This window comes from Amycolatopsis sp. GA6-003, from assembly GCF_046267895.1.
Lineage (GTDB): Bacteria > Actinomycetota > Actinomycetes > Mycobacteriales > Pseudonocardiaceae > Amycolatopsis.
The window spans coordinates 1,824,751-1,847,237 of sequence record NZ_CP176499.1 but is presented as its reverse complement, the minus strand read 5'-3'; the positions used below and the strand labels follow the sequence as shown (position 1 = coordinate 1,847,237).

Genomic DNA, 22,487 nt, shown 5'->3' with positions numbered 1-22,487 from the left:
GCTCCTGTCTGATCGGGTCGGGTCGGGCACTGCCACCATCCGGATAGTCGTCGGGGAGGCGCGAAAAGTTCCCAAGTCACCCGAAGGAGTGGCGGCGGAAAAACAGGCGTACTATGGAAGTCAGTCCGCCTTCCGGCGCAGGCACTGCCACCGAATTCGTGCCCGTCCTGGAATCCGGAGAACCATGTCCACGCAGACCGCCGCCCCCGCGGCGACCCCGACCCGTCACCTCGATCTCGCCGTCGGCGGGATGACCTGTGCCGCTTGCGCGGCGCGCGTCGAGCGCTCCCTCGGCAAGCTCGACGGCGTCCGCGCCACGGTGAACTACGCGACCGAACGCGCGACCGTCCACTTCCCGCCCGATCTCGACCCGGCCTCGCTGGTCGCGACGATCGAGAAGGCGGGCTACACCGCGACTGTCCGCGGCGAAACGAGCCCGGAACACCGCGATGCTCGGGTTCGTGACTTGCGCCGCCGGTTGATCGCGGCCGCGGTGCTGGCGGTCCCGCTCGGCAACCTCTCGATCACGCTCGCGCTGGTGCCCTCGTTGCGATTCCCGTTGTGGGAACTGGTGTGCCTGCTGCTCGCGACGCCGGTCGTGTTCTGGTCGGCCGCGCCGTTCCACCGGGCCGCGCTGCGCAATCTGCGGCACCGATCGTCCAGTATGGACACCCTCGTTTCGCTCGGCGTGCTGGCGTCCTATCTGTGGTCGGCGGCTTCGGTGCTGATCGGATCGGGCAGCGAGGCGGGTTACTGGATCGGGTTCGGCGCGACCGCGCCGGGCGCGGATTCGGTGTATCTCGATGTCGCGGCCGGGGTGACGACGTTCTTGCTCGCCGGCCGGTACTTCGAGGCGAGGTCCCGGCGCGGCGCGGCGGACCTGCTCGGCGCGCTGGACGCACTGGCCGCCAAAGACGTGCGGATTTTGCGCGCGGACGGCGAAGCGCTGGTCGGAATCGGCGAGCTGGCGGTCGGCGACCGGTTCGTGGTGCGGCCAGGGGAGAAGATCGCGGCGGACGGAACCGTCGACACCGGTTTGTCCACAGTGGACGTCAGCGCGATCACCGGAGAACCCGTCCCGGCGGAGGTCGGGCCGGGAAACCGGGTGATCGGCGGGAGCGTCAACCTGAACGGCCGGCTGGTGGTGCGCGCGGAGGCCGTCGGCGCGCGGTCGCAGCTGGCGCAGATGAGCGCGCTGGCCGAGCGGGCGCAGGAGCGGAAGGCGGCGGTGCAGCGGCTGGCCGACCGGGTGTGCGCGGTGTTCGTCCCGGTGGTTTCGGCGTTGGCGGTGCTCACCCTGGCGGGGTGGCTGCTCGCCGGGAACCCGGTTCGGGACGCGTTCGGCGCGGCGGTGTCCGTGCTGATCATCGCGTGTCCGTGCGCGTTGGGGCTAGCGACGCCGACCGCGCTGATGGTCGGCGTCGGGCGGGGAGCGCAACTCGGGATTCTCGTGAAGGGGCCGGACGCGCTCGAAGCGAGTCGTACGGTCGACACCGTCGTGCTGGACAAGACCGGCACGGTCACGCAGGGGCGGATGACGCTCGCCGAGACCCGGGCGTTCGGGGCGTTCCCGTCAGCGGAGGTGCTTCGTCTTGCGGCCGCGGTGGAAGTGTCGTCGGAACACCCGATTGCCGTGGCGATTGTCGCGGACGGGCCAGCGGTGCTTCCAGCCGCTGAGTTCCAGGCGTTGCCGGGACTGGGCGCGCGCGGCGTGGTTGAGGGAACGGCCGTGGTGGTCGGGCGGCCGAGGTTGCTGGTGGACGAAGGGGTTTCGGTTGGCCCGGACGTCGAGGCCGCGGTGGCGTCCGCGGAGGCGGACGGGGCGACGGTTGTGCTCGTGTCGGCGGCTGGCGAAGTCGCGGGCATGCTCGTCGTGCGGGACGAGGTGAAGCCTTCGGCACGGGCGGCGGTCGGGCAATTGCATCGGCTGGGGTTGAAAACGGTATTGCTGACCGGCGACAACGAGGTGACGGCCCAGGCGGTCGCCGCGGAGGTCGGGATTCCCGAGGTGCTCGCCGGAGTATTGCCGAGCGAAAAGGCGGCGGCGGTGTCCGCGTTGCAGCGCAAGGGACACCGGGTGGCGATGGTCGGCGACGGAGTGAACGACGCTCCGGCGCTGGCGACCGCTGACCTCGGGCTGGCTGTCGCCGAGGGGACTGATCTCGCCTTGCGCTCGGCAGACATCATCCTGGTCCGCGACGACCTGTCGGTGCTGCCGGACGCGATCCGTCTCGCGCAGCGGACGTTGCGCACGATCCGGGGCAATCTCGTCTGGGCCTTCGGGTACAACGTGGCCGCGCTGCCGCTCGCCGCGTGCGGGCTGCTGAACCCGCTGATCGCGGGGGCCGCGATGTCGCTGTCGTCGGTGCTGGTGGTGGCCAACAGCTTGCGGTTGCGGAACTTCGCGCCCGGGCGCTGAGCCGGAGGTGGGCGGGATCACCCTGGCCGTCGCTCACCCGATTAGGTTAGGTTTGCCTAATCAGTCGGCGACGGAGGGTGAGGTGCGCGGTGACGCGGGACGCGGGAGCCGGGATCGAGGGACGGATCGCGCTGGTCACGGGAGGTGCGCGCGGAATCGGCGCGGCCGTCGTGGAGGCGCTCGCCCGGGCCGGTGCCGTGGTGGCCGCGGTGGACATCGACGAGGAGGGGTTGCGGGAGGTTGCCGCGCGCGACTACGGCGCGGGGCTGGCTCTGGCGGGTGCCGGAGGTGCTTCGGGCGGCGGAGCGGTGGGCGATGCCGCGACGGGTTCGGGTGCGGTGGGTGCGTCGGAGGGTCGTGCGGGTGCGCGGCTTTCGGGGAGTGCTGCGGCAAGGGCTTCCGTGAGCGGCGAGGTCGGGCGGGCTTCGGTCGGCGCGTCGCGGGCTGCGGCGGGTGCCTCGGAGGCCTCGGGTGATGCGTCGCGGGCTTCGGCGGGCGTGTCGGAGGTCGCGGGTGATGCGTCGCGGGCTTCGGCGGGCGCCTCGGAGGCCTCGGGTGATGCGTCGCGGGCTTCGGTCGACGCGGCAGGGGCTGCGGCGGGCGTGTCGCCAACTTTGGCTGATGCTTCAGCGGATGAGGTTGCGAGCGGGGATATCCCGCGACCGTCGGCTGATTCGGCGGCGGGAGCGTTCGCGGGGCGTGGCGCTGCGAGGGCAGCCGACGACGCTGATGCGGTGCGGGATCGTCCGGCGGGCGACGTCCGGTTGCCGGTCGGGCGGGTGGTGCCGTTTGTGGCGGATGTCGGGGATCCGGGGGCGGTCGCGCGGGTGGTGGCGGACGTCGAGCGGGAGCTGGGGCCGATCGGGATCGGGGTGTCGGTCGCGGGGGTGTTGCGGCCCGGATCGGTGGGGGAGACCAGCGACGAGGACTGGGCGGCGACGTTCGCGGTCAACTCGACCGGGGTTTTCACGCTGCTGCGCGAGATCTCCCGGCGGATGCAGCCACGGGGGAGCGGGGTGCTTGTCACCGTCGGGTCGAACGCGGCCGGTGTCCCGCGGACCGGGATGGCCGCTTACGCGGCTTCGAAGGCGGCGGCGACCATGCTCACCCGTTGCCTCGGGCTGGAACTCGCCGGTTCGGGGATCCGGTGCAACATCGTCTCGCCGGGGTCGACCGACACCGCCATGCAGCGTCTACTGTGGACGGACGATTCCGGCGAAGCCCGGGTGATCGCGGGGAATCCCGAGGAGTTCCGCGTCGGGATTCCGCTCGGGCGGATCGCCGATCCGGCGGATATCGCGGACGCGGTGCTGTTCCTCGTGTCCGACCGGGCGCGGCACATCACCATGCAGAACCTCTATGTCGACGGCGGCGCCACGCTTCGCGCGTGACCCGGGTCGACCCGCCGGGCGGCTTTTCCTTTTCGTCCGGGTACGTTAGTGTCCATTAGGTTAGGCTAACCGAACAGTCGAGGTCCGGGCCCTGTGCGGGGAACGGACGGGGCGGCTCGGCCGCCTGCGCGTGTGCGAAAGGGAATTCACCTCGTGTCCTCACCTGCTCCGGCCCGTCCGCGGCCGGTCCACCGGGCGGCGGATCTCCTGGCCGCGTACCTGCCGGGGTCGTTCTACTACTCGTCGGCCCGCGGGGTGCTGCTCGCCGACGGGGTGCACTCGCACGTCCGCGGCACGGCCGGGAACCGGGCCGCGGCGGCGGCCGAGGCGTTGGAAGCCGCGGTGCTGGCGGGGGTCGAGAATCCGGTCGTGGTGGGGGCGATCGGGTTCCGGCCGGATTCCGGGAGCAGCCTGATCGTTCCCGCGGTGGTGCGCCGGGCCGAGGCTCCGGGCGGCAGCGTCACGGTGAACAGCACGGGCGGCCGGGCGGAACTGGCGGCCGGGATTTCTGGCTCCGCTGCGGGCGATCGGGCGGCGGACGGCGAGTGCTCGGCTCGGCGTGATCTTGGGGGCGCGCCGGGCGGCGCGGTGGAATCCAAGGAAAACCCGGGCGGACCTTCGCGCACGGCAGACAGCCCAAACCCGGTGGAGCCCACCGAAAACCACCCCGCCCCCCACAGCGACGCAGCCTCCGGAGACCCCAAAGCCTCGCGCGCCAACCGATCCCCCTGGACCGTCGTCCCGAAGCCGGCTCCCGAGGTTTACGCCGAGAGCGTTCGCCGGGCGGTCGACCTCATCGGGGACGGGGAACTTCGCAAGGTCGTCCTCGCCAGGGCGCTGGATCTCGTTGGCGAGCAAGGCGTTTCGGTGCGGAAACTGCTCCGCGACCTCGTCCAGGCGGATCCCGCGGCGCATGCCTTCGCCGTCGACGTCAGTGCGCCCGGGGATCCGGCTCCGCGGACGCTTGTCGGGGCCAGTCCGGAGTTGCTGGTGTCTCGCAAGGGGAACGTCGTGACCGCGAATCCGCTCGCCGGGTCGCGGCGGCGGACCGGGGATCCGGCGCGGGACGCTCGGGCGGTCGCCGAGTTGCGGGTGTCCGAAAAGGATCTCGACGAGCACGCGCTCGTCGCCGCGCAGGTCGCGGAGGTGCTGGGGCGCTACTGCACTGAGCTGGAAGTCCCGGAAGCTCCGGAAGTGATCGGCACGCCGACGATGTGGCACCTCTCGACCCGGATCACCGGGCGGGTCGGGTCGGGCGGGCCGTCGTCGTTGGAGCTGGCCGAGGCGTTGCATCCGACGCCTGCGGTCTGCGGGGTCCCGGTCGGGCTGGCGCGCGACACGATCGCCCGGCTCGAGTCCGAGGACCGGGGGTATTACGCGGGGCTCGTCGGCTGGACCGACCTCGCGGGGGACGGCGAATGGGTCGTCACGATCCGGTGCGCCGAGGTGTCCGGCGCCACCGCGCGGCTGTTCGCGGGGGCGGGCATCGTCGCCGGGTCGGACCCGGCCGCGGAATTGGCGGAGACCAGCGCGAAATTCGGGACGCTGCTGCGTGCGCTGGGTGCGGAGGGAGTCGCGTGAACCTCTGGCCGGAAGAGACCGCGGCCAGGTACCGGGCCAGCGGGTATTGGCGGGGGCAGACGTTCGGGGCCCTGCTGACGTCGCTCGAAGCGGCGTACGCGGACCGGACTGCGGTCGTCGGCGAGGAGCAGCGCTGGACGTTCGGCGAGCTGGACGAGCGCGCGCATCGGCTGGCCGCGGGGTTCGTCGCGAACGGGATCGGGCCGGGCGACCGGGTGGTCGTGCAGTTGCCGAACATTCCGGAGTTCGTGTCGGTCGTCTTCGGGCTGTGGCGGGCCGGCGCGGTGCCGGTGTTCGCGTTGCCCGCGCATCGCGAGAGCGAGTTGCGGCACTTCGCGGAGCAGAGCGACGCGAAAGCGATCCTCACTGTCGGTGAGCACGCTGGGCACGATCACGCGAAGATGGCGCGGGAAATCGCGCAACCGCAACGGAAAGTGTTCGTCGTCGGGGAGCCGGAGTTCGCGGAGCTGGCGGCGACCGCGAAGCGGGAGTTGCCGGAGCCGGATCCGGAGAGCATGGCGTTTCTGCAGCTGTCCGGCGGAAGTACCGGGCTGCCGAAGCTGATTCCGCGCACGCACGACGACTACCTGTACAGCGTGCGGGAGAGCGCGCGGATCTGCGGGCTCCGGAAAGAAAGCGTGTACCTCGCGGCCTTGCCAGTGGCGCATAACTTTCCGCTCAGCTCGCCGGGGCTGCTCGGCGCGTTGCACGCGGGTGCGGCGACGGTGCTGGCGCCGCGGCCGGACGCGGACACCGCGTTTCGGCTGATCGAGGCCGAGGGGGTCACGATCAGCGGCGTCGTGCCGCCGTTGGCGGCGGCCTGGGTGCAGGCGGCGGCGCGGACGGAACGGGATCTGTCCTCTTTGGACGTTCTGCTCGTCGGCGGCGCGAAATGCGGCCGGGAGCTGGCGGAACGCATCGGTCCGGCGCTGGGATGCCAGCTGCAGCAGGTGTTCGGCATGGCCGAGGGCCTCGTCTGCTACACCCGGCTGGACGATCCGGAGGACCTCGTCCTGAGCACGCAGGGGCGGCCGATCTCGCCGGACGACGAGGTGCGCGTCGTGAATCCGGACGATCCGCTGGCGAAGTCGGACGACCTCGTCGCGCCGGGCGAAATCGGGGCGCTGCTCACGCGCGGGCCGTACACGATCCGCGGGTACTACAACGCGGCCGAGCACAACAAGACCGCGTTCACCGAGGACGGGTTCTACCGCACCGGCGATCTGGTGCGGCAGAGGGAATCCGGGCATCTCGAAGTCGTCGGGCGGGCGAAGGAGCAGATCAACCGCGGCGGCGAGAAGGTCGCGGCGGAAGAGGTCGAGAACCACCTGATGGCGCATCCGGGCGTGCTCGACGCGGCCGTCGTCGCGGTGCCCGACGAGTACCTCGGCGAGCGGACCTGCGCGTACGTCGTTCCGGCGGACGGAGCGCAGCCGAGCGCGGCGGAACTGCGCCGGTTCGTGCGCGGGCGCGGGGTGGCCGCGTTCAAGGTGCCGGATCTGGTGGAGGTGGTCGGGGAGTTCCCGGTCACCGGCGTGGGCAAGACCAGCAAACGCGAACTGCGGGCGGCGCTGGCCGCCCTGGCGAAGGAGAGGTGAGGCGTGTCCCTGCCGAAGATCCGGGCGTACCCGCTGCCGACGGCGGCGGACCTGCCCGAGGGACGGGTGCGGTGGCGGCCCGACCCGGCGCGGGCGGCTCTGCTCGTGCACGACGTCCAGCGGTATTTCCTTGCCCCGTACGAAGGTTCGCCGATTCCGGAGATGGTCGCGAACATCGCGGAACTCGCCGAAAAAGCGCGCAGCTACGGCATGCCGGTGTTCTACACCGCGCAGCCGGGCAGGCAGCCCGCCGCCGATCGCGGGCTGCTCACCGAGTTCTGGGGCGACGGCATCGGCGCGGTGATCGACGACGACCCGCGCGCGGCGGACATCGTCGACGAACTGGTGCCGCGGCCGGGCGACACCGTGCTGGACAAATGGCGCTACAGCGCCTTCCAGCGCAGCACTTTCCGCGAGCAGCTCGGCGACCGCGACCAGCTGCTGATCACCGGCGTGTACGCGCACATCGGCTGCCAGGCCACGGCGGTCGAGGCGTTCATGCGCGACGTCCGGCCGTTCCTGATCAGCGACGCGGTCGCGGACTTCGACCGGTCCCGGCACGACCAGGCGTGCGAGTACGTCGCGCAACGCTGCGGCGTCGTCACCACCACCGCCGGCGCGCTCGCCGCGCTGTCGGCGCCGATTCCCGCAGGAGCACCTCGATGAGCACCCCCGGACTGACTGCCGAGCAGGTCAACGCCGACGTCGCCGAGCTGCTCGGCTGCGGCCTCGACGAGCTGACCCCGGACACCGATCTCGCCGACCTCGGCCTCGATTCGATGCGGATCATGAGCCTGGTCGAGAAGTGGCGCGGCGCGGGCGCGACCCAGCTGGAGTTCGCCGACCTCGCCGAGGACCCGCGGCTCGGGCACTGGACGAAGCTGCTCACCGGCGGCGCGCGGTGAGCCGGGACGCGCACCGGCATCGCCACCTCGCCCGGATCGCCGAGGTCCGCGCGGGCCGCCAGGCCGAGAAAGTGCCGTACCCGATCCGGATCCGGCGCGCGGAGGTCGTGCGGACCAGCGCGGTCGGCGCCGGACTGCTGCGCGTCACCCTCGGCGGGCCGGGCACGGCCGGGTTCGAGGCGCATTCGCCGGACGAGCACGTGAAGATCCTCTTCCCGGACGCCGACGGCCAGCTGCGGCTGCCCGAACCGAACGGCGACCTGCTCCGCTGGCCGAAGCCGTCGCCGGTCTCGCGCGAGTACACCGTCCGCCGTTACGACCCGGAGTCCGGCGAGCTGGACCTCGACGTCGCCCTGCACGACGGCGGACTCGGCTCGGACTGGGCGCGTGCGGTGCGGCCGGGCGAGACCGTGCACGTCGCGGGTCCGCCGGGCGGGCTGATCGTGCCGCACAACTACGACCGCTACCTGCTCGCCGGGGACATCACCGCACTGCCCGCACTCGCGCGCTGGCTGGAGGAACTGCCGCGGACCGCCGTGGGCTGGGCGTTCGCCGAGGTCGCCGACGCGAGCGAGGAGATCGACCTCGACGCGCCGGACGGCGTCGAAGTCCATTGGCTGCACCGCGGAGCAGCCGCGCCGGGCAGCGTCGAGCTTCTCGCCGACGCCGTGCGCGAAGTCAAAGTGCCCGAAGGCGAACGGCTTTACGCGTGGGTCGCCGGGGAAGCGGGCGCGATCAAGCCGCTGCGCCGCTGGCTGCGCGACGACCTCGGCCTCGCCCGCGAGGACTACGACGTGACCGGCTACTGGAAACGCGGCGTCGCGGACTTCGACGACGAGCACGACCACTGACCCCTCGTGAGTGTTCATCCCGGTTAGAACCGCGATGAACACTCACGACCCCCACCCGACCGCACTACTTGAGGACCCCCGCATGACCGTCACCAGAAAGACCCGTCTCGCCGCCGCCGCGCTCGCGGTCGCCCTCACCGTCGTCGCCGGCTGCGGTTCCGGCGACGCGCAAAGCGGCGGGAGCGACGCCCCGACCCGCGTGTTCGCCGCCGACAACGGCGAGATCAAGATCCCGGTCAAGCCCCAGCGCGTGATCGCCACCGGCTACGCCGTTCCCGCGCTGCTCGAGGCGAAGGCTCCGCTCGTCGGGATCTCGACGTGGAAGCGCGGACTGCCGATGATGACGGCCGAGGACCGCAAGAAGTACGACGAGCTGCCGAAGGTCGCCGGCGAGCAGGCCGCCGAGACGAACTACGAGGCCATCGCGCAGGCCGATCCGGACCTGATCGTGATCGGCGTGCCGAAGCCGGTGCTCGCGGACATCGACGTCAAGCGGCTGCAGGAAATCGCGCCGGTCGTGGCGATCGGCCCGTCGGTTCCTTCCGCGTGGCGGGACCTTTCGCGCAAGCAGTCCGACGCGGCGGGCGCGCTGGCCGGGTTCGACGCGGCGCGCCAGGAGTACGAGGCCAAGGCGAAGCAGCTCAAGGAGAAGTACCAGGCCGTGCTGCCGCAGCTGAAACTGGCCCACGTCGGCGCGTACGGCGAGGTCGCCAAGGGCAACTTCCAGCGCGAGTTCAACGATTCCTGGGGCACGAACGTCGCGCAGGACATCGGCGCGAGCTACTTCGGCCAGGTGAAGGTCAAGGGCGGCGGTTCGAAGGACGTCAGCGAGTACCCGTCGATCGAGGAGCTGCCGACCGCGTTCGCGCAGGCGGACGCGATCACCTACTCGGTCAAGCCGGACGGCTCGGTGCCGCCCGCGGTGAAGTACGTGCTCGATTCGCCGCTGTGGAAGGAACTTCCGGCGGTGAAGGCGGGCAAGACGTTCGCCTTCCGCTACACCGAAGCGGCCACCTACCGGGCGGCGATGAAGACGCTGGACGCGGTGGACCAGGCGTTCGCGCCGCTGCTGAAGAAGTGACCGCGCGCAGCCGGACCGCGCTGCTGGCCGCCGCCGTCGTCCTGCTGGCGGCGGTGGCCGTGGTCAGCGTGGGCGTCGGCGCGCACGGCATCGCGCCGGCGGAGGTGCTCCGGGCGATTTTCGGGCACGGCGATCCGGCCGATCAGGCGGTGGTGCGCGACGTCCGGGCGCCGCGGGCGTTGCTGGCGGTCGGGGTCGGTGCGGCACTGGCGGTAGCCGGGGTGCTCGTTCAGGTGCTGTCGCGGAACCCGTTGGCTGAACCCGGCGTGCTCGGCGTGACCGCCGGGGCCGGGTTCGCCATCACGATCGGTTCCGCGCTCGGCATCGCGGTTTCCGCTTCGGGAGAGCTGCTGTTCGCGGTGTTCGGCGCGGTGCTGGCGACCCTGCTGGTGTACGCGGTCGGCCGGCGGTCGCCGTTGCGGATGGTGCTGACCGGGACCGCGCTGACGTTCGTGCTCAGCGGCGTTTCGCTCGGGCTCCGGCTGTTGCTGCCGGACACCTTCGACCGGTACCGGTTCTGGGCGGTCGGCTCGCTGGCCGGACGGGAACAGGCTCCGCTGACGGTTCCGCTGATCGTGATCGCGGCGAGCGTGGTCGCCGCGTTCCTGTTGAGCCGTCAGCTGAACGCGCTCGCGCTGGGGGACACCGTCGCGCACACTCTCGGCGCGCGCGTGGCCCGAATTCGTGCGGTGACGCTGTTGCTGATCACTTTGCTGGCCGGGGCGGCGACCGCGGTGGCCGGGCCGATTCTGTTCGTCGGATTGATCGTGCCGCATCTCGCGCGGCGCGCGGCGGGTGCTTCAGTGCCGTGGCTGACCGCGTTCGCGGTGGTGCTCGGCCCGATTCTGCTGCTGGTGTCGGACATCGGCTCGCGCGTGCTGCTGCCGACCGGCGAGGTGCCGGTCGCGATCGTGACGGCGTTCGTCGGCGGCCCGGTGCTGATCTGGGCGGTCCGCAAGTACGGGACGGCCGCGCTATGACCGCGTTTGTGTTCCGCCGCGGGCGGATTTCGCTGCGGGTCGAGCGCCGCACGGTCGTGCTCGTCGCCGTGCTCGGCGTCGTGCTCGCCGGACTTGCCTTGCTGGGGCTGTGTTACGGCGCGGCCTGGGCGAGTCCGGCGCGGGTGTTCGCCGCGCTCGGCGGATCGGGCGGCGGACCGGGCGTGGTGATCCGCGAATGGCGGCTGCCGCGGGTGGCGGCCGGGCTCGTGTTCGGCGCCGCGCTCGGGCTGGCCGGGGCGATCTTCCAGAACGTCACGCGGAATCCGCTCGGCAGCCCGGACGTGATCGGTCTCGATTCCGGCGCCTACACCGGTGCGCTGATCGCCATGACGGTGCTGTCCGGCTCGCCGGCGCAGCTGACGTTCGCGTCGGTGGTGGGCGGGCTCGTCACCGCGGCCGCGGTCTATCTGCTGTCGATGGGCGGAAGCCGGTCCGGATTGCGGCTGATCGTCATCGGGATCGCGATCAACGCGATGCTGACCGCGTTGAACTCGTGGATCGTGCTGCGCGCCGACCTGGAAGTGGCGATCGCCGCGGTCGGCTGGAGTGCCGGTTCGCTCAACGGGATCGGCTGGAGCGACGTCGCGGTGCCGTTCGGGGTGCTCGCCGTGCTGTTCGCGGTGCTGCTGACCCGGGCGCCCGCGCTGCACCAGGCGGCGCTCGGCACGGAACTCGCGGTGACGACCGGGGTCCGGCACGAATCGCTGCGGCTGCAGCTGGTCGTGCTCGGCGTCGGCTGCACGGCGACGGTCACCGCGGTGGCCGGGCCGATCGCGTTCGTCGCGCTCGCCGCCCCGCAGATCGGCCGCCGGCTCGCCCGCGCGCCCGGCATTCCGCTGCTGCCCGCCGCGCTGGTCGGCGCGCTGCTGCTGGCCGGGGCCGATCTCGTCGCGCAAATGCTGCTCGCCCCGGTGTCGCTGCCGGTCGGCGTGGTCAGCACGGCGATCGGCGGCTGCTACCTGATCTGGCTGCTCACCAAGGAGGTGCGGCGGAAGTGACCGCCCGCTTGACCGCGCGGGACCTCACCCTGCGCTACGGCGACCGCGTCGTCTCGACGCAGTTGCGGCTCGACGTGCCGGACCGCGCGTTCACCGCGGTGGTCGGCCCGAACGCGTGCGGCAAATCGACATTGCTGCGCGCGTTCGTCCGGCTGCTGCGTCCGTCCGACGGCGGCGTGACCTTCGACGGCCGCGAAGTCGGGGCGTATCCGGCGAAGGCGCTGGCGCGGGAACTCGGCTTCCTGCCGCAGGATCCGTCCGCGCCGGAGGACGTCCGCGTCCGGCAGCTGGTCGCGCGCGGCCGGTTCCCGCACCAGTCGCTGCTGTCGTCGTGGTCGGCCGAGGACGAGACCGCGGTGGTCAGCGCGATGACCGCGGCCGGCGTCGCCGGGCTGGCCGACCGTCCGGTGCAGGAGCTGTCCGGCGGGCAGCGGCAGCGGGTGTGGATCGCGGTCGTGCTCGCGCAGCGCACGCCGTACCTGCTGCTCGACGAACCGACGTCGTTCCTCGACATCGCGCACCAGTACCAGGTGCTGGAGCTGCTGAAACGGCTGCGCGACGAGGGCCGCACGGTGATCGCGGTGCTGCACGACATCAACCAGGCCTGCCGCTACGCCGACCACGTGGTCGCCATGCGCGACGGCCGGGTCGTGGCGCAGGGCGCGCCCGGCGACGTCGTGGACGCCGACCTCATCAAGGAAGTCTTCGACCTGCCGAGCGTCGTGGTGCCCGATCCGGTCACCGGGACGCCGATGGTCGTGCCGTCGCTCTGACCCCAGGAGTCCCCGTTGAGCACCGCACTCGCCACCCTCGAGCTGACCAGCGCCCAGCTGGGCATCTGGAACGCGCAGCGGCTGGAACCGGATTCGCCGTACTACCTGGTCGGCGACGTGATCGAGATTTCCGGCGGCGCACCGGTCGATCTCGCTGCGCTCGCCGAGGCGATCCGGGCGACCGCCGAGGAGGCCGAAAGCCTGCGGCTGCGGGTGCTCGACACCCCGGACGGGCCGCGGCAGGTCGTGTCCGCCGATCCGGTTCCGCTGCCGGAAGTCGCTGACCTGCGAGGGGAAGCGGATCCGCGGGCGGCCGCGCACGCCCGGGTCGCGGCGGAGCGGCGGCGGGCGGCCGAGGCGTGTCGCGGGATGCTGGACCGGGCGTTGTTCTCGCACCTGATCCTCCGGCTTTCCGACACCGAAGTCTGGTTCACCCAGCTCGGCCACCATCTGGTGTTCGACGGCTACACCGCGGCGATGCTCGCCCGGCGCACCGCTGCCCGGTACACCGCCGCGGTGCGGGGCGAAGAGGCGCCGCCGTCGACGTTCGGCCGGTTCGCCGATCTGGTCGAAGCCGACCGCGAGTACCGGATGAGCGAACGGTTCGCGAAGGACCGCGCGTACTGGTGCGACCGGTTCACGCCGATGCCGGAGCTGGCCGAGGACGCCAGCGCGGCCGGGCTGCCGGAAGCGACGTTCACCGCACGTGCCGAACTCGCCGCGGACGAGGTCGCCGCGCTGGGCGAACTGGGGAAACGCGCCGGGACGACCTGGGGTGACGCGCTGATCGCGTGTTACGCGGCGCTCCTGCACCGGGTGCTCGGGACGGCGGACGTCGTGTTCGCGGTGCCGTTGATGTGCCGGGTGGGCGCGGCATTGCGGACTCCGGCGATGGCGGTCAACGTGCTGCCGTTGCGGGTGCGCGTGCAGCCGGGCGACCGGCCGGAGGAGCTGACCGCGCGGGTCGCGCAGGCGTTGCGGGAAATGCGCGCGCACCAGCGGTACCGCGGGGAGAACCTGCCGCAGGATCTGGCGGTGCCCGGCGCGGGCGCGTTGCTGCACGGACGCGGGATCAACCTCAAGGCGTTCGATCTGGAGCTGGCGTTCGGCGAGGCGCGCGGGACGATGCGGAACGTCGCGGGCGGACCGCCGGAGGACATGGGGCTCAGCGTGCTGCCGACGGCCGGCGGCGGGCTGTTGCTGGGTTTCGAGGTCGACGCTCGGTCGCAGGATCAGGCTGGCGTCGACGCGCAGCTCGCCGCGTTGAAGGCGTTGATCTCCGCGTTCACCGGGGCGGACGCGCCGGTGGTCGGCGGGGTGGATCTGGTGCCGGACGTCGAGGCCTTGCTGGCCGAATGGTCGACTCCCGCCGTCGTCTCGCCGGAAGAAGGGCTCCTGGACGGGCTCGGCGGGCAGACCGCGCTGGTGTGCGGGGACGAGCGGCTCACCGGCGATGAGGTCCGGGCGCGGGTGCACCGGCTGGCGCGGGCGTTGCGGGCGCGGGGCGTCGGCGCGGACGACGTGGTGGCGCTGGCGTTGCCCCGGTCGGCCGATTTGGTGGTGGCGCTGCTGGCGGTTCTCGACGCGGGGGCCGCGTTCCTGCCGCTGGACTTGGCGCATCCGGCGGAACGGTTGCGCTCGCTGGTCGCCGAGGTGAACCCGAAGCTCGCGGTGACGGATTCGGCCGCTTTGCCGGGGGTTCCGCAGCTCCGGCTGGACGATCCGGCGGTGCGGAACGAGATCGCCGGGTATCCGGCGGCGGAACTGTCCGATGTGGACCGCCATCCGGAACACCTCGCGTACGTCATCTTCACCTCGGGTTCCACCGGGCAGCCCAAGGGAGTGCTGGTCCGGTCCGGCGGGCTGGAGACGTTGCTGCGGAACCACCGCGCGACCACCGTCGCCGAGACCGCGCAGGGGCGGCGGCTCCGCGTGGCGCACACGTATTCGTTCGCCTTCGACTCGGCGATCGAGCAGCTGCTGTGGATGCTGTGCGGGCACGAATTGCACGTCTACGACACGGAAACCGCGCGTGACGTCGACGCGCTGCACGCCGCCTTCGTGCGCGACCGGATCGACGTCATCGACACCACGCCGTCGATGGCGGCTCCGTTGCTGGACGCGGGATCGCTCGATCCGGCGTTGCTGGTGCTCGGCGGCGAGGCGACTCCTCCGGCGCTGTGGCAGCGGGTCGCTTCGTCCGGGATCCGCGCACGCAACATTTACGGTCCGACTGAGACCACTGTGGACGGTGCCAGCGCGCCGATCACCGGGGACGAACCGGTGATCGGGTTCGCCGTGCCCGGCACACGGGCGTACGTGCTCGACGCGGCGCTGCGGCCGGTGCTGCCGGGCAGTCGCGGGGAGCTGTACCTCGCCGGGCCGCATCTGGCGCGCGGTTACCTCGGCCGTCCGGGCGGGACTGCGGAGCGGTTCGTCGCCGATCCGTTCGGGCCGCCGGGGGAGCGGATGTACCGCACCGGCGACGTCGTGCGCTGGGTTCCCGGCCGTGGGCTGGAGTATCTGGGGCGGCGCGACGGGCAGGTCAAGATTCGCGGCCACCGGGTGGAATTGGGCGAGGTCGAGAGCGCGCTCGGCGCGGTTCCCGGCGTGCGGGCCGCCGCGGCGGCGGTGCGCGGACCGCGGTTGGTCGGGTATGTCGTCGGCTCGGGGCTGGCGCCGGAAGACGTCCGGGCGGCTCTCGCGGAGCGGTTGCCGGAGGCGATGGTCCCGGCGGCGGTCGTGGTGCTGGACGAACTTCCGGTGACCAGCAACGGAAAACTCGACCGGGCCGCGTTACCGGCGCCCGCGGCGGCCGAGGGCGGACGGGAGCCGCGGACCGAGCGGGAACGGGTGCTGTGCGCCGCGATCGCCGAGGTGATCGGCGTGGAGCGGGTCGCGGTCGACGACGATTTCTTCGCCCTCGGCGGCGACAGCATCACCGCGATCAGTGTCAGCAGCCGGTTGCGGGCGCACGGACTGGATCTCCGGCCGCGGGATCTGCTGGCGCGGCGCAGTTTCGCGGCGTTGGCGGCGGCGAGCCGGGAACTGTCCGAACCGGACAGTGCGCCGGACGAGCCAGTCGGCGAGGTTCCGGCACCGCCGATTGTGCGGACGTTGTTCGAGCTGAATCCCGATCCGGCCGCCCTTGTCGGTTATGCACAGTGGACAGTGCTGCGAGTGGACGGTCCGGTGCCGGGGCTTCTCGCCGGGGTCCAGAAGATTCTCGACCACCACGACGTGTTGCGGCTTCGCGTCGAACCCGATGGCACGGTGACGATCCGGCCGCGGGGATCCGTCGAAGCGTCGGTCATCGAGGCGACGGGGGACCCGGCCGAGGTGGCGGAGCGGCTGGCGTCCGAATTGGACCCGCGCGCCGGGGCGATGCTGCGGGTCGCGCGGGTGGGCGACCAGGTGGTGATCGTCGTGCACCATCTGGCGATCGACGGGGTTTCCTGGCGCATCCTGCTGCCTGATCTGCAGACGGCGTGCGAGGGCGGGGTGCTCGAACCCGTGCGCAATTCCTGGCGCCGGCATGCCTTGGCGCTCGCCGAACAGGGCAAGAGTGGTGCGCGGCGCGGCGAACTCGACTACTGGCGGTCGACGCGGAAGAGCAAGCTCGACCCGGCGCGCGACACCGTGGCCACCGCGCATCGTTCGGTCACCGTTGCCAGCGAAGAGGAAAGCACCGCGATCCTCACGGCGCTGCCCGCGGCTTATCGCGCGGGTGTGGACGAGGTGTTGCTCGCCGCGCTCGTGCTGACGCTGCGCGGCGAGGAAGACTCGATCACGGTCACGATGGAGGGCCACGGCCGCGAAGGCCTGGATCTCGCCCGCACGGTCGGCTGGTTCACCGCCGAATATCCAGTCCGCATCGGACTGTCCGGCGTGGACACTCTCGATCGCTTGCTGCGCGCGGTCAAGGAAGCCCGGCGCGCGGTGCCGGACGGCGGGATCGGCTTCGGCGTCCTCCGGTACCTGGACCCGGGTGCCGAGTTCGCCCCGGAGATGCCGGACGTCCTGCTCAACTACCTCGGCCGGTTCACTCCGCTGCCCGGCGGCTGGCAGCTTCCGGACGAGGACCCGTTCGCCGTAATCGAGCCGCCCGCGAAGGCGCTGGAGCAGGTTCTGGCGCTGAACTGCTTCGTCCGCGAGGAAGGCGCGCCGCGGATCGCCGTCGAATGGACCGCCGCCAGCCGGGTGCTGCCGCCGGAAGAAGTCGAACGTTTGCAGGAAGCCTGGGCGGCGGCGCTCGGCGCGCTCACCAAGCACGCGCGGGAGACCACCGGCGGGCTCACCCCGTCGGACCTTCCGCTGGTCACGCTTAGCCAGGACGACATCGACGCCCTCGAACAGCAGGGTCCCATCGCCGACGTCCTGCCCGCTACGCCGCTGCAGGCCGGATTGTCGTTCCACACGCTGACCAGCGGTGGCCCGGACGTCTACACCGTGCAGGCGGTGACCCGGCTGGAGGGAAAGCTCGATCCGGAGCGGATGCGAGCCGCCGCCGAAGAACTGCTGCGCCGGCATCCGGCATTGCGCGTCCACCTGCACACCACAGCGGCGGGCGAGGTCGTGCAGGTCGTGCCTGCTGAGGTGCACCTGGACTGGCGGCACGTCGAACATCCGGAGAGCGCCGACGACGAATGCGCGGCCGAGCTGGCCCGGCCGTTCGACCCGGCGGCGCCGCCGCTGATCCGGTTCCTGCTGCTCACCCTCGGCCCGGCCGAACACCGGCTGGTCCTGACCCTCCATCACGCGCTGCTCGACGGCTGGTCGATGCCGCTCGTCGGCCGCGCGCTGCTGGCCACTTACGCCGAGCTGGACGGCGGGCCGGCCGCTCCGGTCGCGCCGCCATTGGCCGAGTACCACCGGGTGCTGGCCGCCCGCGAGCACGACGCGGCGGTCGAGGCCTGGCAGGCCGCGCTGGCCGGCCTGGAAGAAGGAACGCGGCTCGCCCCGGCGACCGCGGAGTCCTCTTCGGACCGTCCACAACGGATCTGGGTCGGCCTCGGCGCGGAGTTCAGCGAACAGCTGCGCGTCTTCGCGCGGGAACGCGGCGTGACGGCGACGGCGGTGTTCCAGACCGCGTGGGGCGTCCTGCTGGCGCGGCTCACCGGACGCCAGGACGTGGTGTTCGGCTGCCCGGTGTCCGGCCGTCCGTCCGACGTCCCCGGCGTGGAAGCGATGATCGGCCAGCTCGGCACCACCATCCCGGTGCGCGTGGCGTTCGCGCCGTCCGATCCGGCCGCGGCGGTGCTGGCGCGCGTGCAGGACGAGAACGCGCGGCTCACCGACCACCACCACCTCGGCCTGCCGGACATCCAGCGCGCGGCGGGCGTCGGCGAACTGTTCGACACGATGCTGGTGATGGAGAACTTCCCGCTCTCCAGCCGGGAACGCGAACCGCTCGCGCCCGGGCTCGACCTCGCCGGCGTCGACATCACCGACGCGACGCACTATCCGCTGACCGTGATCGTGCTGCCCGGCGACGAGATCTCGATCGGACTCGGCTACCAGCCGCAGGCCTTCGACGAACCGACCGTGCGGGCGTACGGCCGCTGGCTGACGACGCTGCTGCGCGAGATCGTCGCCAACCCGCAGCAACCGGTCGCTCGGCTGCGTTCCCTTGGCGCCGATGAGGAAGCCGCTCTCCTGCGGCAGGGCATCGGGCCTGCACCGCGGCGGGAGGCCGGTACCTGCCTGGAGGAATTCGCCCGCTGGGTGCGGGAAACTCCGGACGCCGAAGCTGTCGTGTGCCGGGATCGCCGCCTGACTTACGCGGAACTGGACCGGAAGGCGAACCAGCTCGCGCACGCCTTGCGCGCGGCCGGGGTGCGGGAGCAGGACCCGGTCGCGGTGCTGCTGGAACGCGACGTCGACCTCGTGGTCGCGCTGTTCGGCGTACTCAAAGCTGGCGCGGTGCACGTGCCGATGGATCCGACGTACCCGGCGGAACGCTTGGCGCATCTGGTGAAAGACAGTGCGCCAGCCGCGGTGGTGTCCACTTCGGACCCCGGCTTCGGCATTCCGGTCATCGACCCGAAGGTCCTGAGCGGACCGTCCACTTGGGACGATGTGGTCCCGGATCCGGACGAGCTGGCGTATGTGATCTACACGTCCGGGACCACCGGAAAGCCCAAGGGCGTCGCGATCGCCCATCGCGGCATTCCGAGCCTGGTCGCGCTGCAGGAGGACATCGTCGGCATCCGGCACGGCGAGCGGTACCTGCACTTCGCGTCCACGAGTTTCGACGTGTCGTACTGGCAGTTCTTCCTGCCGCTGCTGTCCGGCGGCACCTCGGTGATCGCGCCGGAGGAGGTCCGCGGGTCCGGCGACGACCTGCTCGCCTACGCCGCCGAGCACCGGGTCACCGGGCTGAACCTGCTGCCCTCGTTCCTCTCCGCGATGCCGGACGACGCGACCGTGGACCCGGAGGTGTTCTTCGTGGTCGGCGCCGAACGGCTCGACCCGGAGCTGGCGCACCGCTGGGGCGGCAGGCGGGCGCTGTTCAACGCCTACGGCCCGACCGAGGTCACGATCAACTCCGTCACCTGGGTGTACTCCGCCGACGACCCCGGCCCGCTGCCGATCGGCAGGCCGGACCCGCAGGTGCGGGCGTATGTGCTGGACGCCGGGCTGCGGCCGGTCGGGACCGGCGTCACCGGCGAGCTGTACCTCGCCGGGCCGAAGCTCGCGCGCGGGTACGTGAACCGGCCGGGGCAGACCGCGGAGCGGTTCGTGGCCGATCCGTTCGGCGCGCCCGGCGAGCGGATGTACCGCACCGGCGACCTGGTGCGCTGGCGGCCGGACGGGCAGCTGGTGTTCCTCGGCCGCGCCGACCACCAGGTCAAACTGCGCGGGTTCCGGATCGAGCCGGGCGAGATCGAGTCGGCGCTGGCGCGGCATCCGGACGTGCGGGCCGCCGTCGTGCTCGTGCGCGAGGACCGGCCGGGGGACCGGCGGCTCGTCGGGTACGTCGTGCCCGCCGACGGCGCGGACCCCGATCCGGCCGCGCTGCGCGAGCACCTGGCGGCCGAACTGCCCGCGCACATGGTGCCGTCCGCGGTGCTTTCGCTGGAGCGGCTGCCGCTCGGGCCGAGCGGCAAGCTCGACCGGGCCGCGCTGCCCGCGCCCGGTCCGCGCAACGTCGCCGCGGCCCGGCAACCGGCGACGGAAGCGGAAACCGTGCTGCTGGAAGTGGTTCGCGAACTGCTCGGCCCGGACGTCACGATCGACGACGGGTTCCTCGACGCTGGCGGCGACAGCATCGCCTCGCTTCGGCTGGTCGCGCGCGCTCGGCGCGCGGGCCTGCACCTGACCGCGCGGGACGTTTTCGAGGGCGGCACGATCGCCGGGATCGCGGCGCGCTGCGGCGAGCAGACCGTGGCGGTGTCGCCGGATCTCACCCCGGCGGTCGGCGACGCGCCGCTGACGCCGGTCATGCGTGACCTGCTGGAACGCGCTGGCTCGGCGGCCGACGGGTTCTGCCAGTGGGTCGAGGTGTGCGTGCCGTCCGGGGGCGACGTACCGCGATGGCGGGCCGCGCTCGACGCGGTCCTCGAACGGCACGACGTGCTGCGTTCACACCTGGCCGGCGACGTGCTGCGCGTCCCGGAACCGGGCGCGGTGACCGGGGCGGACGTGCTGATGGTCGTTCCGGCCAGCGAGGACGCGGACCTGCGGGCGCTGCTGGACGACGAGATCGCCGCGGTCCGGTCCGCCATGGACCCGCGGAAGGGGCCGATGCTGCGTGCGGTGTGGGTGGACGCCGGGCCCGCGCGCCCGGGGCGGCTCGCGCTCGTCGCGCACCACCTCGTGGTGGACGCGGTGTCGTGGCGGATCCTCCTCGACGACCTTGAGCAGGCCTATCTCGGCCGCCAGCTGCCGGAGCGCGGGCCGTCGTTCCTCGGCTGGGCCCGCGCGCTGGTCGCGGCCAAGCCCGCGCGGCAGGTGGAAAGCGCGCACTGGCAACGGATCGCGGCTTCGGCTCGGCCGGTCGGCGGGGCGGCGCGGCACCACGAGATCGAGGTGTCGGAGGAGATCACCCAGGCGGTGCTGACGACGTTGCCGGGCGCGTACCGGACCGGCCCGGACGCCGTGCTGCTCACCGCGTTCGCGCGCGCTTACCGGGCTTGGCGCGGTTCGGAGCTGCTCGTCGCCTTGGAAAGCCACGGCCGTCCGGACCACGCGCCGGACTTCGCCGGGGCCGTCGACCTGTCCCGCACGGTCGGCTGGTTCACCGCGATGTACCCGGCCCGGATCACGCCGCCTTCCGACGAGACGGCCATCGCCGCGGTCCGCGATCAGCTCCGCGCCGCTGGCGACGGGCTCGGGTTCGGCATCCTCGGCGGTACGTCGACCGGTGCGGACGTCAGCTGGAACTACCTCGGCCGGTTCGAAGCGGCGCCGCAAGCGGAGACGCCGTGGCAGCGGCCGCCGGACGCCGATCCGCTCGGCTCGGCCGGCGCACCGCTCGCGCACGCGCTGATGGTGAACGCGATGGTGCGCGACGACCGGCTGGCGGCTCGGTTCACCTGGCCGTCTTCGGAGTTCAGTGCGGAGGAGATCGCGGCGTTGGGTGCGGCGTTCCAGGCGGAACTCGCTGCGCTGGCGGACGCGGTGCCGGCCGGCGAACTGCTGCCGCTGACGCCGCTGCAGGAGCTGATCCTGCGCGAATCGCGGGCCGCGAGCGAGGATCCGTACCCGGTGCAGGCGGCGTTTTCGCTGGCTGGAGCGCTGGATCTGGCCGCGCTGGAGGCTGCGGCGAACGCGTTGGTGCGGCGGCATCCGAACCTGGGCGCGGTTTTCCCGGCCGGGCACGAGGTACAGGTGCTGCCGGCCGAGCCACAGGTCGGGTTCCGCGTGCGCTCCGGGGACGTCGAACGGTTGCTCGCGGAAGACCTCGCCGAGCCGTTCGACCTCGGCGCGGGACCGTTGCTGCGGGTCACCGTGCTCCGCCACGGCCCGGAGCGGCACGAACTCGTGCTCACCAGCCATCACCTGCTGTCCGACGGCTGGTCGGCGCCGCGGATCCTGGCCGAGTTGTTCGCCGGGTACTCCGGCGAGTCGCTGCCGGAAGCGGTGCCGGTGTCGCGGTACACGCGCTGGCTCGCGGCGCGGGACCACGCGGTGACCGGGCATGCGTGGCGGACGGAACTGGCTGGCCTGCCCCCGCGGAAGCTGCTGAGCGGACCGCCTGCGGCAGCCGAGCCGGAACTGTTCACTGTGGACGCTTCACTGGTCGCTTCGTTGACTCGAGCCGGTGCCGAACACGGGGTCACCGCGGGAACGTTGCTGCAGGGTGCGTGGGCGGCGGTGCTCGCGGCTCGGGCCGGGGTCGCCGATGTCGCCTTCGGGGCAATGGTTTCCGGGCGGACGTCCGAAGTGGACGGTGTCGAGGAGATCCTCGGCTTGCTCGCCAACCCGGTTCCGGTGCGGGTGCGGTTCGCCGGAACCGTGGGGGAGACGCTGGCGCGAACCCAGGCGCGGCACCAGGAACTGCTCGCGCACCAGCACGTCGGTCTCGCCGAACTGGCCGCGCTGACCGGCCAGGACCGGCTGTTCGACAGTCTCGTCGTGTTCGAGAACTATCCGGTGGACCCGGCGAAGATGCGGGAACCGGTCCCGGGGCTGGAGATCACCGGGACCCGGTTCCGCGAACGCACGCACTATCCGATGACGGTCACCGTGGTGCCCGAACTCGCCGGCGGCTGGTCCGGCGTATTCGGTTACCAGTCCGGGATTCTGTCGGCGGCGGAGGCCCGGTCGCTGGTCGCGGACCTGCTGCGGTTCCTGGCCGAGCTTCCCTCGCGGCTGGACGAGGACGCGGGCGAGTGGCTGCGCTGAACCTGTGGCGGACCGCGTTCGTGCTCGTGCTGGGCACGTT

At 72.2% G+C, this 22,487-nt stretch carries 12 protein-coding genes and 1 pseudogene; all 13 read left to right on the top strand.

The features are described 5' to 3' along the window. Positions 1–184: 184 nt before the first annotated feature. Positions 185–2,419, top strand: coding sequence for a heavy metal translocating P-type ATPase (locus F9C12_RS07765; protein WP_409465349.1), 2,235 nt, complete (start codon positions 185–187; stop codon positions 2,417–2,419). 77 nt (positions 2,420–2,496) lie between these two features. After that, positions 2,497–2,610: pseudogene (locus tag F9C12_RS07760) on the top strand (hypothetical protein); the annotation flags it as partial. Between the two features lie 462 nt (positions 2,611–3,072). Beyond that, a complete protein-coding gene (locus tag F9C12_RS07755; RefSeq protein WP_409466977.1) occupies positions 3,073–3,810 on the top strand; it encodes a 2,3-dihydro-2,3-dihydroxybenzoate dehydrogenase in 738 nt (245 codons plus the stop codon). A 153-nt stretch (positions 3,811–3,963) separates the two neighbouring features. Next, positions 3,964–5,391 carry an isochorismate synthase gene (locus F9C12_RS07750; RefSeq protein WP_409465348.1) on the top strand — a complete coding sequence of 476 codons (1,428 nt, stop codon included), beginning with the start codon at positions 3,964–3,966 and terminating at the stop codon, positions 5,389–5,391. Further along, positions 5,388–6,989, top strand: a complete 1,602-nt coding sequence (locus tag F9C12_RS07745) for a (2,3-dihydroxybenzoyl)adenylate synthase (RefSeq protein WP_409465347.1) — start codon at positions 5,388–5,390, stop codon at positions 6,987–6,989. Before F9C12_RS07750 ends, F9C12_RS07745 begins: the two co-directional genes overlap by 4 nt. Positions 6,990–6,992: 3 nt before the next feature. Then, a complete protein-coding gene (locus F9C12_RS07740) occupies positions 6,993–7,655 on the top strand; it encodes an isochorismatase family protein (protein ID WP_409465346.1) in 663 nt (220 codons plus the stop codon). After that, complete coding sequence (locus F9C12_RS07735; protein ID WP_409465345.1) at positions 7,652–7,894, top strand: phosphopantetheine-binding protein; 243 nt, start codon at positions 7,652–7,654, stop codon at positions 7,892–7,894. Before F9C12_RS07740 ends, F9C12_RS07735 begins: the two co-directional genes overlap by 4 nt. Further along, the gene (locus tag F9C12_RS07730) at positions 7,891–8,745 is read left to right on the top strand and encodes a siderophore-interacting protein (RefSeq protein ID WP_409181304.1); all 855 of its coding nucleotides are present in this window, start codon (positions 7,891–7,893) and stop codon (positions 8,743–8,745) included. The genes F9C12_RS07735 and F9C12_RS07730 overlap by 4 nt, the downstream gene beginning before the upstream one ends. Positions 8,746–8,827: 82 nt before the next feature. After that, positions 8,828–9,826: an ABC transporter substrate-binding protein gene (locus tag F9C12_RS07725; RefSeq protein WP_409465344.1), complete on the top strand. Its 999-nt coding sequence runs from the start codon at positions 8,828–8,830 to the stop codon at positions 9,824–9,826. After that, complete coding sequence (locus F9C12_RS07720; protein WP_409181302.1) at positions 9,823–10,806, top strand: FecCD family ABC transporter permease; 984 nt, start codon at positions 9,823–9,825, stop codon at positions 10,804–10,806. The genes F9C12_RS07725 and F9C12_RS07720 overlap by 4 nt, the downstream gene beginning before the upstream one ends. Then, positions 10,803–11,825: a FecCD family ABC transporter permease gene (locus F9C12_RS07715; RefSeq protein ID WP_409465343.1), complete on the top strand. Its 1,023-nt coding sequence runs from the start codon at positions 10,803–10,805 to the stop codon at positions 11,823–11,825. The genes F9C12_RS07720 and F9C12_RS07715 overlap by 4 nt, the downstream gene beginning before the upstream one ends. Next, a complete protein-coding gene (locus tag F9C12_RS07710; protein ID WP_409181300.1) occupies positions 11,822–12,598 on the top strand; it encodes an ABC transporter ATP-binding protein in 777 nt (258 codons plus the stop codon). Before F9C12_RS07715 ends, F9C12_RS07710 begins: the two co-directional genes overlap by 4 nt. 15 nt (positions 12,599–12,613) lie before the next feature. Next, positions 12,614–22,447 (top strand): amino acid adenylation domain-containing protein, encoded by a 9,834-nt coding sequence (locus F9C12_RS07705; protein WP_409465342.1) that lies wholly within the window; start codon positions 12,614–12,616, stop codon positions 22,445–22,447. Positions 22,448–22,487 lie beyond the last annotated feature (40 nt).